At 65.9% G+C, this 14833-nt stretch carries 6 protein-coding genes; 5 read left to right on the top strand and 1 reads right to left on the bottom strand.

The annotated features are described in order from the left end of the window. Nucleotides 1-291 precede the first annotated feature (291 nt). The gene (locus tag ACW73L_RS15745) at nucleotides 292-4728 is read left to right on the top strand and encodes a PAS domain-containing hybrid sensor histidine kinase/response regulator (RefSeq protein WP_498923359.1); all 4437 of its coding nucleotides are present in this window, start codon (nucleotides 292-294) and stop codon (nucleotides 4726-4728) included. Nucleotides 4729-4787: 59 nt separating this feature from the next. On the opposite strand, the gene ACW73L_RS15740 is transcribed toward ACW73L_RS15745, so the two are convergent. After that, the gene (locus ACW73L_RS15740) at nucleotides 4788-5393 is read right to left on the bottom strand and encodes a TetR/AcrR family transcriptional regulator (protein WP_162560010.1); all 606 of its coding nucleotides are present in this window, start codon (nucleotides 5391-5393) and stop codon (nucleotides 4788-4790) included. A gap of 234 nt (nucleotides 5394-5627) precedes the next feature. On the opposite strand from ACW73L_RS15740, the gene ACW73L_RS15735 reads away from it, so the two are divergent. The 4 genes from ACW73L_RS15735 to ACW73L_RS15720 all read left to right on the top strand — a co-directional run bounded on the left by ACW73L_RS15735 (nucleotide 5628) and on the right by ACW73L_RS15720 (nucleotide 14780). Next, nucleotides 5628-6299: an SDR family NAD(P)-dependent oxidoreductase gene (locus tag ACW73L_RS15735; RefSeq protein WP_498923358.1), complete on the top strand. Its 672-nt coding sequence runs from the start codon at nucleotides 5628-5630 to the stop codon at nucleotides 6297-6299. 81 nt (nucleotides 6300-6380) lie between these two features. Then, complete coding sequence (locus ACW73L_RS15730) at nucleotides 6381-7454, top strand: alkene reductase (protein ID WP_498923357.1); 1074 nt, start codon at nucleotides 6381-6383, stop codon at nucleotides 7452-7454. 405 nt (nucleotides 7455-7859) lie between these two features. Next, entirely contained in the window at nucleotides 7860-14297 is a 6438-nt protein-coding gene (locus ACW73L_RS15725; RefSeq protein WP_498923355.1) for an AAA family ATPase, read from the top strand. A 312-nt stretch (nucleotides 14298-14609) separates the two neighbouring features. After that, the gene (locus tag ACW73L_RS15720) at nucleotides 14610-14780 is read left to right on the top strand and encodes a hypothetical protein (RefSeq protein WP_498923353.1); all 171 of its coding nucleotides are present in this window, start codon (nucleotides 14610-14612) and stop codon (nucleotides 14778-14780) included. Nucleotides 14781-14833: the final 53 nt, after the last annotated feature.

Below are 14833 nucleotides of genomic sequence, written 5' to 3'. Positions count from 1 at the left end.
TGAATAGGGCTGCCTTCCGTACTGCCCGAGCCGCTCGCTTGCGAGCCGGCCCCGCCGCCAATCCCGCCCGCCCGGGATCGTCAATAGGAAAGAACGCCTATAGCGAAAGAGACGCTTACGTGTTCTGCTAGTCAGCCAGGGTTCCAAGGATGGTTCTCCCGGTATCCGAAACGGTGCCGAGTCATCCGCCGACGGCGGTCGCCTTCACACCCGGGGCGACGCCGCGGTTCCTGTTTCGCACGCTGCCGCCTCCGGCGCACTGCCGACCCGTAGCCCCCTGGGGTATTCACAATGATCCCACGATTGCTCCCCGCCAATGTCTTTGGTGCGTGGCACCGAACCCTGCGTGCGGGCCTGGCCGCAGTGGTCTTGATCGGCCTGGGAGCCGGCGCTGCCGCTTACTACCGAATGGAGTTGCAGCGGGCCGAGCAACTCGTCGGGGCCGAACTCGCCGCGATCGGCGAACTGAAGGCGGTCATGGCGGGGCAGTGGAGGTCCGAGCGGCTCGGGGATGCCAGGATCCTGATGGACCGGCCATTCTTCAGCGAGGCAGTTACCGCCTGGATGCGCGCGCCGACTCCGGAACAGGCGGAGCAACTGCGCGACCGCTTCCGCACCCTGCAACTGGCTTACGGTTACGTCGACATCCTACTGCTGGATCGCGACGGCCACCCCAGCCTGAGCGTCCGGGACCGTCCCGCGCCCTTGACGGCAGACGACCGGGATGCAGTCGTTGCGGCGCTGCGAACCCGCCAACCCGTGCTCACGCCATTGCACTGGGAAGGAGAGACCGCGGTGCCTAGGATCGATGTGATCGCACCGATATTGCCCGAGGGTGATCCCTTGGGCGCAATCGTCCTGATCCAGGATGCGCGCAAGACCCTCTATCCCCTGCTGGCGCTTTGGCCGCTACGCGGCATCATCGGGACCACGTCGATCAAGATGCACGAGGGCGGTGCGGTTTTTCGGATTTCTCCATCTCGGCCCGATGGCGAGGGGGACGGGCCGCGCCCGCGCTCACCTGAGATGCCCCACGACAATGGCACGATTCAGGCGCATCAGCCGGTGCCGGGTTCGCCCTGGCTGGTAAGCACCGAGGTCGAGCGGGACACGGCCCTGGCGACAGCTCGCAGCCAAGCATTGAAGACGCTCGTCGCAGTGGCCAGCCTGCTCGCGCTGCTCGGTGCGTCCGGTGTGGTGCTGTGGCAGCGGCGACAACACAAACTTTACCAGGCGCTTTACGCCGCCGAGACCGCTCGGCGCGAAACCGATGCGCGTTATGAACTGGTGTTGGAGGCCGTCGAGGACGGGATCTGGGACTGGGACTTGCGCACGCATGCGATATTTCTGTCGCCGCGCTGGAAAGCTCTGCTTGCGTGTTCGTCGTTCCACGAACCGCATGGTGCGGCGGCTGCCCTGTTCGACGGGGTGCACCCGGACGATCGCGACAGGGTGAGGGACGCTCTGCAGCGGCACTGGGACGGCCACGCAGAGTACCGGGCCGAGTTTCGTCTCCGTGACCGGAGCGGTCGCTACCGCTGGGTGTTGTCACGAGGCCGCGCGCTGCGTGATCAGGCAGGGAAGCCGCTGCGCATGCTCGGTGCAGTGACGGATATCTCGGAGCGGAAGGCGGCGGAGGACGCCTTGCTCTGCAGCGAGAGACAGGTGCGGGAGCAGCGCGACGAATTGACGTGGATCTATGACCATGCGCCGATCGGCCTGTGTGTTCTGGATCGGGATCTCCGCTATCGGCGCATCAATCGCTGGCTGGCGGAGATGAATGGCCCGGCAGCGGAGGACCATCTTGGGCGTGCAGTGGGCGACATCGTGCCATCGCTGCTGGCGGATGTCGAAGCGGTCAGCCGCGAGATTCTGAGCACGGGTCGGGCTGTCATCAATCGGGAGTTCGCGGGAGAAACGCTGGCACGGCCCGGCGTGACGCGCCACTGGAACGAAAGCTGGTATCCGGTATTCGATGAGAGCGGGGCCATCACCGGCTTTGGCCTGGTGGTCGAGGAAATCACCGAACGCAAATGCGCCGAGCGCCAGTTGCGGGACAGTGAAGAGCGATTCCGTCTCTTCATGGACAACAGTCCCACGCTCGCCTGGATGAAGGACGCACACGGCCGGTACGTCTATGTCAGCCAGGCGTTGGAGCGGTGGTTTGCCATCCCGCGGGAGGACTGGTTCGGCAAGACCGACGCGGAGCTATGGCCCGATGCAACGGCCCGGCAGCTCCACGACCACGACCTGGAGGTTTTTGCGAAGGACCAGGCCATCCAAATCACCGAAACCGTCCCCGATCCGGATGGGAGCGACAGCCATTGGCGCGTCGCCAAGTTTCCATTTCACGATGCGTCCGGGAACCGGTTCGTAGGCGGCATCGGCCTCGAAGTCACCGCAGAATGGCAGCGCGAAGCGGCATTGCGGGCCAGTGAGGAACGCCTCAGCCTCGCCCAGCAGGCTGGTGGCATTGCCATCTGGGATAGCGATCTTGCCTCGCACCGGGCCACGCTGTCCGAGTCGTATCGTAGCCTTTTCGGGTTACCGGAGGACGCACCCTGCGGTTACGGCGACTTCCTCGGCCGGGTGCATCCGGACGACCGCGCCGCAGTGGACGCGGGCTTTCAGGCCGCGCTGGCGGGGGCAGGCCGTTATGAGCAGGAATTTCGCATCCTCCGGGACGATGACGGCATGGTCCTCTGGGTGGCGGGCAAAGGCCAGGTTCATTTCGCTGCCGATGGAAGGCCGGTCCGAGCCATGGGCGTGGTCTACGACATAACGCAACGCAAACGGGCGGAGGAGCGCCTGCAGTGCGCTCTCAACGAGGCTACCGACGAGCGGATGCGACTCGAAGCGGTCATGGAAGCACTGCCCGTGGGGGTGGCGATCCTCGATTCCCAAGGGGGCTATGTCCGTTCCAACCAGGCCTTCGAACAGATCTGGGGTGGTCCCCGGCCTTCGGTTCGGTCGGTCGCCGACTACGGCGCCTATCGGGCCTGGTGGGTGCAGACAGGGCAGCCGGTCCAGCCGGAAGAATGGGCTTCGGCGCAAGCGATACGCACGCGGGCCCCGGTCGTGGGGCAGAGGCTGCAGATCGAGCGCTTCGATGGTTCGAAGGTGATTGTGCTCAACAGCGCCGCGCCGGTGTTGACGGGATCGGGGATGATCGCCGGCTGTGCTATCGCGATCATGGACATCAGTGAAAGTGTCGCTCAGGCCGAAGCCCTGCGGGAGAGCGAACGGATTTTTCGGGCCATCGGCGAATCCATCGATTACGGCGTGTGGATCTGTACCCCCGACGGCCGCAACACCTACGCCAGCGAATCCTTTCTCAAGCTGGTCGGGCTCACCCGTGCGCAGTGTTCCGATTTCGGCTGGGGCGAGGTGCTGCATCCCGAGGATGCCGATCGCACGCTAGCGGCCTGGCAGCAGTGTGTCCGGACCGGCGCTCAGTGGGACATCGAGCATCGCTTTCGCGGAGTCGACGGTCAGTATCACCCGGTTCTGGCGCGCGGCGTGCGCGTGCTGGATGAGGACGGCAAGGTGCTCTGCTGGGCGGGTATCAACCTCGATATCAGCCGCCTGAAACAGGCGGAAGACGCTCTGCGGGACGCCGACCGGCGCAAGGACGAGTTCCTGGCGACGCTCGCGCACGAGCTGCGCAATCCGCTGGCGCCGATCTGCGCCGTGCTGGACGCGCTGCGGGACTCCGGGATTCAAGAGCCCAATTTTCCGCAGCTTCGCGAAATCCTGGAGCGACAGACCCGGCAGCTGGTGCGTCTGGTCGACGACCTGCTCGAAGTATCCCGCATCACGCGCGGCCGGATCGAACTCCGAAGGGAGCGCTGCACGGTCGCCACGCTTGTCGGACAAGCGCTGGAAACCGCCCAGCCCCTGATCCGGTCTGCCTCCCACTCGGTGAACGTGACGCTCCCATCCGAGGTGTTGCAGGTCGACGGCGATCCGGTCCGGCTGACGCAGGTGTTCTGCAACCTGCTGAACAATGCGGCCAAATACATGGCGGCGGGCGGAAGCATCCACGTCGCTGCCGAGCGCCAGGGCGATGAGGCCGTCGTCCGCATCCGTGACGAGGGGATGGGCATCGCGGCGCAGCACCTGGGGCAGGTTTTCGACCTGTTCGGGCAGGTCCAGGGCACGTCCAAGCTTTCCCAGGGCGGTCTCGGCATCGGCCTGCATCTGGTGCAGCGCCTGGTCGAACTCCACGGTGGCCGTGTGGCGGCGCACAGCGCCGGACCGGGACAGGGTAGCGAGTTCACCGTGATCCTGCCGCTGGCGGCGCCGGGCACTCCGCTCACGGCGTCGCCGGCGCCGCCCTGGTCCGGGCCACAGTCCGCACAGCGGGTGCTGATCGTCGACGATAACCGGGACGCGGCGGATACCCTCGCGCTGCTCGTGCAGACCCTGGGGGGCACCACGGAGGTGGCTTATGACGGCGAGGCGGCGCTGGACATCCTGGTTCGTTTCAAACCCGATGTGATCCTGCTGGACCTCGGTATGCCGCTGATGGACGGCTTTGAGGTCGCGCAACGGATTCGGCAATCCGCCGTCGGCTCCCACGTGAGGCTGGTCGCACTGAGTGGCTGGGGGCAGGAAGAGGACCGCCGGCAGAGCCGTGAGGCAGGCTTCGATCATCACGTCGTCAAACCGATCGACTATGCCGAGTTGCAGCGACTGCTGGAGCCTCGGGACAGCCACGACGGGTGACGCCAGGAATCCGGCGGCCCGCTGGTCGCGGCTTTCGGGCAGAACCGTCAACGGCCAGATCAGGCATCGTTCCTCGGCCAAGCCAACAGCGCTGAGCCGACCACGGATCGAAGAACCTCGCAGCCAACGCCCGCCTGGGCCTGCACGGCGAGCCCCGCGAGTACGGTGGCTAGGTACGCTGACAGGCCGCCGACGTCGGTTGAGGCGGGGAGTTGGCGATCTTCCACTCCGCGCGCAAGTCGTGCGCCAAACATCTCGACCGCCCCCTGGATGCTCCGCAACAGCGCCTCTTCGACCGCGGGCGGTGTGCCGGGCGAGCCGCAATCGGCAACCCCGTTGACGATGAAGCAGCCGCGCGGCTTGGCTGGGTCGGTCATCGCCCGGACCGCGGACAGCAGGCAGACTTCGACGGCTCGCCGGACCTCCGGCTCGGCCTCCAGCGCTCGCCGGTGTTCCGCCAGTTCCCGCTCAAGGTAGCGCTCGAAGGCCTTGATGTAAAGCGACGCCTTGTCCCCGAAGGCCGCGTAGAGGCTCGGTTTGCTGACACCCATCGCTGCGGTCAACTCGGTCATCGTCGCCGCCTGGAAGCCATCGCGCCAAAAGACGCGCAAGGCGGCGTCGAGCGCCTGGTCGACGTCGAAAGCTCTGGGGCGGCCGCGTTCCATGTCGGAGTTCGATCGAGGGTGGTTGACAGTTATTTTTAACGATCGGTATGTTATAAACCAATCGGTATAGAAATGGCGAACGGCCGGTGTTTCGTCCCGGCCTTTACGGAGTCCCAACATGTCTCGAACGTTTCTTGCGCCGGACACTGCCGACGGCATTTTCAGGGAATCCCGCCGCAGGCGGCTGGACATCGTGTCTGGCGTCGCGGCATGGCTCCCCGTGCAGGTGCTCGCATGAACGCCCCGGTGGCCTTGATCGTGGGCGCGGGGCCCGGCATCAGCGGTGCCTTCGCCAGCCGCCTGGTTGAACGCGGTTACGTCGTGGCGCTGGCGGCGCGTGATCTCGGCAAGCTCGAACCGTTCGCCGCGACCCTGCACTGCCGCGCGTATGCCGTCGATGTGCGCTCTGCGGCGGGTGTCGCCGAGCTGTTCTCCGCTGTCGAGCGGGATCTGGGGTCGCCGGAAGTCGTCCTCTTCAATGCCGGCGCGCGCCTGCCCGGGCCGATCACACAACTCGACAGCGACGCGGTCAGTCACTCCTTGCAGACCAATGCGATGGGCGCCTTCGCGGTCGCGCAGGAAGCGTCGCGACGTATGCTGCCGCGTGGGACCGGGGCGATGTTCTTCACCGGTGCGACGGCCAGCGTGAAAGGCTTTGCCCAGTCCAGCGCCTTCGCGATGGGAAAGTTCGCGGTGCGCGGTCTGGCCCAGAGCCTGGCCAAGGAGCTTGGTCCCCTGGGGATCCATGTGGCGCATTTCGTCATCGATGGCGTTGTCACGCGCAGCGCCGGAGCTCAGGGCTTCAGTCCCGAAAACATCGCCGCCAGCTACCTGGCGGTCCTGGACCAGCCCCCTGGCGCCTGGTCCTGGGAGATCGAACTGCGCAGTTGCGAGGAGCGCTTCTGAATCGCCGTGGAGCCGGCTGATGTTCGCGGGTTCCCGCGCCCTCCCGCCCTAATGTCCAACTCAACACCCAACTCGAAACCCATGCCGACACCGACGCTTTTCTCCCCGCTCCGACTCGGAGGTCACGACCTTCCAAACCGGATCTTCATGGCTCCGCTGACGCGCTGTCGTGCCTCGGAGGGCCATGTTCCGAATCCGCTGATGGCCGAATACTATGCCCAGCGCGCCTCGGCGGGTCTGATCGTCGCGGAGGCCACGATGATCATGGAGGGCAACTCGGCCTTCTACGCCGAGCCCGGCATCTACAACGAACAGCAGATTCTCGGCTGGCGCGGGGTGACCGATGCGGTGCATGCCGCCGGCGGGCACATTTTCCTGCAACTCTGGCATGGCGGACGCGCCTGTCATCCGCTGTTCAACGGCGGCGCGCAGCCGGTGGCCCCCAGCCCGATTCCGATCACCAACGATGAGGTGCACACGCCGGAAGGGAAGAAGCCTTACGCGACTCCGCGGGAATTGCGCGACGATGAGATTCCCGGCATCGTCGACGGCTTCCTCCGGGCGGCGGAGAACGCGAAGGCAGCGGGTTTCGACGGTGTCGAGGTTCATGCGGCCAATGGTTACTTGATCGACTCGTTTCTCCGCGACGGGTCCAATCGGCGCACCGGTCGCTATGGCGGTTCGGTGGAGAACCGTTCCCGGCTGCTCTTCGAAGTGCTCGAAGCCATTACCGGCGTCTGGGGTGCCGAACGCACGGCCGTGCGCCTCTCGCCGCTGAACTCCTACAACAGCATGCGCGACAGCGACCCGGTCGGGCTGACGGCCCATCTCGCCAAGGCCCTGTCCCCGCTCGGTCTGGCCTATCTGCATGTGATGCGCGGCGACTTCCTCGGGGAGCAGAACGGTGATGTCCTGACGCCGGCACGCGCGCAGTTTCGCGGCCCGCTGGTCGCCAACATGGGCTACACGCCAGCCGAGGCCGAGGCGGTGATCGCCGGCGCTGGTCTCGATGCCGTGGCTTTCGGAACCGGGTTTCTGGCCAACCCCGACCTGCCGGCCCGCATCCGGTCGGGGGCTCCGCTCAACGCAGCGGATCCCCAAACCTTCTACACGCCCGGCGCGAAAGGCTATACCGACTATCCGACGCTGGCGTGATCGGTCCCGTCGCGCGGGGAGAGTGGCTCCGCGGCCTGGCTGCGGGGCCGGGAAGGGCACTATCCTCAGACTGCCCCAGCTCGTGTCACAGCGCTCATGAAGTCGATCCGGCGATCACGCGGACGATGCCTTTGCCTGACGCCAGTATCTGACTGAGGCGTCTTCAGGCCGTGAGTGACACGGCTGCTGCGTGCACCTGGGCGTCATGCCGCGTTTCCGCGAGCTTCCCCGCTCATTCTCTTCGTCGGCGTGCCCCGATGCTCTAGAATCACACCCCGACAGCGATAGGGCCGGGTCTGCTCTGCGGAGCTTGAGCGAGCGGTCGAGGGGATCGGCACGAGGCCCGGTTCCGCCCGAATGGTCCGGCCATCTCGGATCGTCTGAACCTCGGAGCAGGGAAATCCATTGGCTGAACTCCCGCGGCATCCGGAAGCGGAGCCGGACATTTTGCGCGGTGCCGGTTGGCAAGCGTTCCGCAGGGGCGATCCCAAGCGCGGGCCCTTGCTCGTCAAGCGGGCCCTGGGTGATGGCGTTGCGAGCCCTTCCGCGGATTCCCTGCGCCATGAGCAACGGATACTCGAGCGCCTGCGCGGTGTTCCCGGCTGCCCGACGCTGGTGGCATTCGATCCGGCCAGGGGCGAACTGGAAATAGAGGATTTCAACGGCTTACCGCTGCGCCAGTCGGGCCTTCCCGGTCGTGTTGGCCCGGCGGAGTTCCTGGCGCTGTGCGAAGCCATGGCGCGTGCCGTGGCGGGCATGCACGGACGGAGCATCCTGCACAAGGACATCACTCCGGAGCATATCCTGATCGGGCGCGACGAACCGCAGCCGCTGTTCATCGACTTCGCCCAGGCGACGACGTTCGCAGAGGAGCGGCCCGGGTTCGGCCACCCCGGCCGCCTGGCCGGCGATCCCGCTTACCGTTCACCCGAACAGAGCGGACGGATGAATCGCCCGGTCGACTACCGCGCCGACCTCTATTCCCTGGGGGCCGTGTTCTATCTCCTGGCAACCGGCCGCCCGCCCTTCGAAGCGGCCGATGCGGTCGGTTTGATCCATGCCCACCTGACCCGATCGCCGGTACCGCCGGCGGTACATGCACCCTGGCTCCCCGGGCCCGTATCCGCGGTCATTCTGAGCCTTCTGGCGAAGGAGCCGGACGATCGGTACCAAAGCGCCGCGAGCCTGGCCCACGACCTGGCGGCGCTGCGTCGAGCACTGCACGAGGACACCCCTCTGGACCAGGTGCCGCTCCGGCAGCGCGATATGCCGCTGGCCTTGCGGGCGCCGCGCCGCCTCTATGGCCGCAACAAGGAGTTGGCAGCTCTGGCAGCGGCGTTCGCGGAGGCCCGCAGAGTCGGCGGCGGCAACCGTGGGCTTTTCGTAACAGGCTATGTCGGGGTCGGGAAGACGTCATTGATCCTGGAAATCCAGCAGCTGGTCACCCTCAACCAGGGCTGGTTCGTCAGCGGCAAGTTCGAGCAGTTCCAGCCCGGACGGCCGTTGCTCGGCCCGGGACTATGCCTGCGGCAGCTCTGTCAGTTCCTGTTGGCCGAGCCCGAGCCGGAGGTCGCGCGGTGGCGCCAGCGGATACTGGCCGGCGTCGGCCCGGATGCCGCCGTGCTGTTCGACCTGATTCCGGAACTCGAAGCGCTGCTCGGGCCCCAGGCACCCGCGCCGGAATTGGGGCCGGTCGAAGATCAGGCGCGGCTGCGCGGGCTGTTGGTGGGTTTGTTGCGGCAGATCGCCACGCCGGCCCGTCCGCTGGTGATCCTGCTCGACGATCTCCAGTGGGCGGATCGGGCGTCGCTGGACGTCGTCGGTGCGCTACTGGACGAGCCGGAACTCGATGGTCTGCTGCTGATCGGTACCTATCGGGACGCTGACATCGATGCCGCGCATCCCTTGGTGGCATTGCTCCGTCGACCCACGGCCGCCGGGGTTCCGGTCCCCGTGTTGACCCTGGGAAATCTGCCGGTCCAGGACCTCGCCACATTGCTGACCGACATGCTGCGAGCGCCGCGCGAAGCCGTGCGACCGCTGGCGGCAGCGCTCCACGCCAAGACCGGCGGCAATCCGTTCTTCACGCTCGAGTTGCTCAAGGCGCTATACGCGGACGGAGTGATCGCGCCGGATCCCGATCGGGCCGCGTGGGATTGGAGCCTCGACGCCATCAGCCGGTACCCCGCCAGCGCCAACATTGCCGACTTTCTCGCGGGTCGACTGCACGCACTGGCTTCGGACACGATCGACGTGCTGGTCGCCATTGCCTGCCTGGGCAACGAATGCACCCTGGAGCGGTTGGCCATCGCCTTGGACAGCGATCCGGAAAGTCTTCGCGACCGGCTCGTCCCCCCACTGGCACAAGGGATTCTGCTGCCGCACAGCGGGCTGGCGCGGCTACCGCCCGAACCCGGGGCCCCGCTTCGCTTCTGCCACGACCGCATGCTGCAGGCGGTGTACCAGTTGCGGAATGCCGACTGGCGCGATCGCCAGCACCTCGCAATCGCGCGACGTTTCGCTTCGGTGCCCGGCGATCCCTCGCTGCGCTCGCTTGCGGCAGAGCATTATGCGCTGGCGGCCTCCTTGATCAGCGCGGTCGAGGAACAGTCCTCCGCGCGCACGCTCTTCTTCGAAGCGGCCGTGCGAGCCCGCCACGCCGGGGCGCTCGATGTCGCCGAGCGATTGCTGCGCCTCAGCCTTGGCGTGTCCCCGACGGATCTCTGGGAAGCGGATTCGGACCTGGCCTTTACGCTGTGCTCCGAACTGCACCTGATCCTGTATTGCCAGGCTCGCTACCCGGAGGCCGATGCGCTGTACGACCGGCTCGCGGCTCGTGCCGCGGAGGCCCTTCGCCTGGTGGAGCCGGCCTGCGTGCAGGTGATGAGTCTGTCGAATCGAACCCGCTACGACGAGGCGATCCAGCTCGGCAGCGAGCTGCTGGACCGGCTCGGCGTCGCCGTGCCGGTAGCCGATCTGCTGCCGGCCGTGGAGTCGGAACTGGCGCTTTTCTACCGCCATGTGGCGGCAGGTGCGCTGGAAGACCTGTCCACCGGTGCGGCGCCGGTGAACTCCGCGGCGCATGCGGTCGCCAAGCTGATGAACCGCATGATCTCGGCGACGTTCTTCGCAAGCCCGTTGTTCGCCTGCTGGCTCGTGGTGCGTTGCGGTCGCCTGTGGGTGGAGGACGGCTACCAGCCGTTCCTGATCTACCCGCTGTCCTGCATGATCGGACCCTGCATACTCTGGCGCGGCGATTACGCGACCGGTTTCCGGACGGCTTCCGCGGCCTTGCTGGCCGGACAGGACTGGGAAAAGGGTGGTGAGACGGCCCGCTCCCAGCACGTGATGGAACTGTCGAACAGGCACTGGTTCCGGCCGCTGGAGGAGTCCCTTTCGCCGGCGCGTGCCGCTCGCGACGGCTTGCTGCGTGCGGGAGAACTGGAGTTCGCCTGCTACACGTTCTTTACCTCGCAGATCGTGCTGTTGGAGACCGGCAGCCATCTCGTTGAGCTCGCCGCGGAGAATCACGCCGCGCTGGCGTTTGCCCGCAAGACCGGTAACCGGCACGCCGAGCAGTCCTTCCTGCTCTATCGGCAGCTGATTGAAACGCTGGAAGGAACAACGGCGGCGCTCGGCAGCGACAGCAACGATGCCCGGCAGGACGAGCCGGAGCAACTGGAGGCCATCCAGGGCAATCCGATGGCGCTCTGCTACTTTCATCTTTTCCGGGCGCTGACGGCGGTCGTGTTCAACGACGATGGGTCCTTGATTCAGCATGTCGAGGCCGTCGGTCCGGTTGCGGCGCACGTTACCGCGCACTACGCCAGCGTGCTGGTGAACCTGTTCGACGCGCTGGCGTTGATCCGCCGGATTCCGACCGTGCCGCCGGACGAGCGCCCGGCGCTGCTGGAGAAGGTGGCCGACAGACAGGTTTGGTTCGAGGCCCGTGCCGCGGATGCACCCATGAATTTCCGCCATTTCCATCACTGGATCGAAGCCGAGCGGCTCGCTGCGCTCGGCGAGACCTGGCTGGCGCTGCAGGCTTTCGAACGGGCGATGGGACTGGTTCAGGGACAGCACCGCCCGTGGCATCTGGCGTCGATCACCGAGCAGGCAGGGCGCTGCTATCTGCGGCAGGGTCTGGAACAGGCGGGCCGCCCGTTGCTGGTGCGGGCGCACGGCCATTATCGTCAATGGGGTGCCCTGGCCAAGGCGCACGCGCTGCGCGCCGAATGGCCCTTCATCGACACTGGGTCCGGCGACGCATCGGACCACGAGGTCTTGCTCCGTGCCTCCCAGGCCCTGTCCTCGGAAACCTCGTTGCCGCGACTGGTTCGGCGGCTGGTGGAGTCGGTGGCCCAATTGACCGGTGCAACCGACGTCCGGTTCATGATGCTGGACGACGAGGGGCACTGGCATCTGGAAGGCGGGATCCGCGGCGATACGATCCTCGAGCGTATGAGCCTGGATGAAGCCGAGCGGCGTGGGATCATCAGCGGCAACGGGCTGCGACTGGCGCTGAAGTCCCTGAAACCGGTCTGGTCGGACGATGCCGTGACCGACAGTCGCTTTGCGGGCGACCCGCATTTTGCCGGACTGGCGCAGTGCTCGCTGTTCGGTCTGCCGATCTTCACGCAGGGGCGGTTGACCGCGGCACTGGCGCTCGAGAATCGCCTGTTCCGGGCTGCATTCACCCGCGGCCGCACCGAGAGCGTATCCATGCTGTGCGGGCAATTGGCGATTTCCATCGAGAACATCCGGCGGACCGAACAAATCATCCGCGCCAACGAGGCCTTGAACGAGCGCGCCGAGGAAATCACCGGCCTCAATGCCGAGTTGGCGCAACGCGCCAAGGAAGCCGAGACGGCGAATCAGGCGAAAAGCCAGTTTCTCGCCAACATGAGTCACGAGATCAGGACGCCCGTCAGCGCGATCCTGGGTTTCACCGACCTCGCCCTCGCGGCGGAGCCGCCCGAGCGGCTGCGCGCCTATCTGACCAAAACCAAGGCGGCCTCCAGCCAGCTGTTCCATCTGGTCAACGACATTCTGGATTTCTCCAAGATCGAGGCAGGGAAGCTCGAACTCGAAAGCGCCGAGTTCGGGCTGGACCGAATACTGGAGAATCTGAGCCTGATGGTGGGTGAAGGCGTGGGGGACCGAGGGTTGAATCTGGTCTTCGACGGCGAGGGTAACGTACCCAGCCGGCTCGTCGGTGATCCGCTGCGGTTGGGTCAAGTGCTGTTGAATCTGGTCGGGAATGCCATCAAGTTCTCGGAGCGGGGCACGGTGTCGGTCAGCTTCCATCTGGAATCCTTCGACAGCGATTCTCTGATCCTCCGGGTGGCCGTCAGCGATGAAGGCATCGGCATTACAGCGGAACAGCAGGTTCGGCTGTTTGCACCGTTCTCCCAGGCGGATTCGTCAACGACCCGCCAATTCGGTGGTACCGGGCTGGGTCTGGCGATCAGCCGGAGACTGGTGGAGCGGATGGGCGGGCATCTGTGGGTCGACAGCGAACCCGGCAAGGGGAGCACCTTCCAGTTCACGGCGAAGTTCGGCGTCATCGGAGCCGGTTTTCCGCTGCATCACGCGTTCGCCCGCCGCACCTCGAGACACGTGCTGGTCGCCGACAGTGACAGCGCCTCGCGACAAAGCCTGCAGGGGCAACTGGCCCACCTGGGCCTGACGGCGGACCTGTGCGCCTCCTGGGCAGAGACCGAGGCTAAATTGAACGGCGGTGCCGCGGCCTATCTTTGCCTGCTGATCGACGAAACACTGCCGGTGCCGCAGGTGTTGCGGTCGCTGCGCGAAGCACCGGAGCGACTGCGGCTGCCGGTCCTCGTGATGAGCTATCGGCACGGCAGCGGTGCCCCGACGGAAGCCGGGCGGCTCTCGAAGCCGATTACGCTGGCCCGACTCTATGGGTGCATCGCGCATTGCCTGGAACTCTCGCCAGCACCTGCGCATCCGGCTGCGCCCCCGATCGTCCTCGACCCGGCGACCGAACTGGCTGCCGGCTTGCAGGGTGCTGAGATCCTGCTGGTCGAGGATATCGAGATCAACCGCGAGATGATGATGGAACTGCTTGGCAATGCCGGTCTGAAGGTCCGCGTGGCCGAGAACGGCCTGGATGCGGTGCGCGAGGTGAAGACTGTCCGCCCCGATGCGGTGCTGATGGACTGCCAGATGCCGGTGATGGATGGTTACGAGGCGGCCCGAGCGCTGCGCAGCGATCCGCAGCTTCGCGACCTGCCGATCATCGCGCTGACGGCCAATGCGCTGAGCAGCGACCGTGAGCGATGTTTCGCAGCCGGCATGAACGCCTATCTGTCCAAACCCGTCGACTTGACCGAGCTCATGAGGACTCTCACGCAATGGATCAAACCGACGGCCAGCGTCCCTCAGGCTCCAGCGGCCCCGAAGGCGGTGGTAGAGCCCGGATCACTCGCATTCCCGGGCATCGATGTGGCGATGGGGCTTGAGCACGTCGGGCAAAAGCGGGAGCTGTATCTGCGGCTGTTGCACAAGTTTTACGATGCGTATTGTCTGGCCTTCGAAGCCGACTTCCGGGCCGCGCTGGCCGTCCCCGACATGCCGGTCGCCCAGCGGCTGGCGCACTCGCTCAAGGGAACTGCCCGGATGCTCGGCGCCAGCGAGACGGGCGAGTTCGCGGCGCGACTGGAGGCCGCGGTGAAGGCAGGTGAGACGGACGCCACAATCGAGAATCTGCTGACGAGCGTCGTGTCCGAACTGGCTCGGGTCGGCGCAGGCCTGAAGGAGTTAAGCGATGCCGAAGGGAGAACCGGCTCTGCTCCAACTCATTCGCCGCAACCGGTGTGAGGGTTGATCACCGTCGCACGACGATCACCCCTCCTTCGCTCGAGCCGCGCATGCTATGTCGGGTTCGCCGGATAATGGCGCTCCGAGCAGCGTGTTTTTCCCGGACACAGGCAATGTCCAGGGGCAGCCCCGCCTGACGCGTTGGCTTCTGTTCCCACTCTCAGGGCCGGATTTTGGCTAACGACAGAGCCTAATGCCGCGTAGATTACCCGTGACAATGCGCAGTGCGTGGACACGGACGCGCGGCCGGTTGCCTCACACTATCGACGAGAGCCCTGCCATCGACTTTCTTTTTTACTGGTGCCAACGCCTATGTGCAGAAAATCCCTCCTTCTGGCCGTTTACCTGTCGGGTGCCGTGCTCGCGGCCTGTCAGAAGACGCCTTCAGTCGCCGAAGTCACCGAGGCCTGCCGGCGCGGCAACGCGACCGTCACGGCGGTGGAGATTGGGGACGCTTATCAGGATGGTGAAAAACCGCTCTGAAATTCCCCTTACCTTTCCCGCCGAACCAAATCGGCTGGGTGCGGGGTCGGTTT

The sequence above is a fragment of the Methylolobus aquaticus genome (assembly GCF_054172105.1).
The sequence above is the reverse complement of the archived record's forward strand: the minus strand, read 5'-3'. Positions and strand labels throughout refer to the sequence as shown.

Excerpts from the sequence above, each read along its gene's own strand:
- ACW73L_RS15745 (WP_498923359.1), top strand. The coding sequence starts at position 292 with ATGATCCCACGATTGCTCCCCGCCAATGTCTTTGGTGCGTGGCACCGA.
- ACW73L_RS15730 (WP_498923357.1), top strand. The coding sequence starts at position 6,381 with ATGCCGACACCGACGCTTTTCTCCCCGCTCCGACTCGGAGGTCACGAC.
- ACW73L_RS15720 (WP_498923353.1), top strand. The coding sequence starts at position 14,610 with ATGTGCAGAAAATCCCTCCTTCTGGCCGTTTACCTGTCGGGTGCCGTG.
- ACW73L_RS15735 (WP_498923358.1), top strand. The coding sequence starts at position 5,628 with ATGAACGCCCCGGTGGCCTTGATCGTGGGCGCGGGGCCCGGCATCAGC.
- ACW73L_RS15740 (WP_162560010.1), bottom strand. The coding sequence starts at position 5,393 with ATGGAACGCGGCCGCCCCAGAGCTTTCGACGTCGACCAGGCGCTCGAC.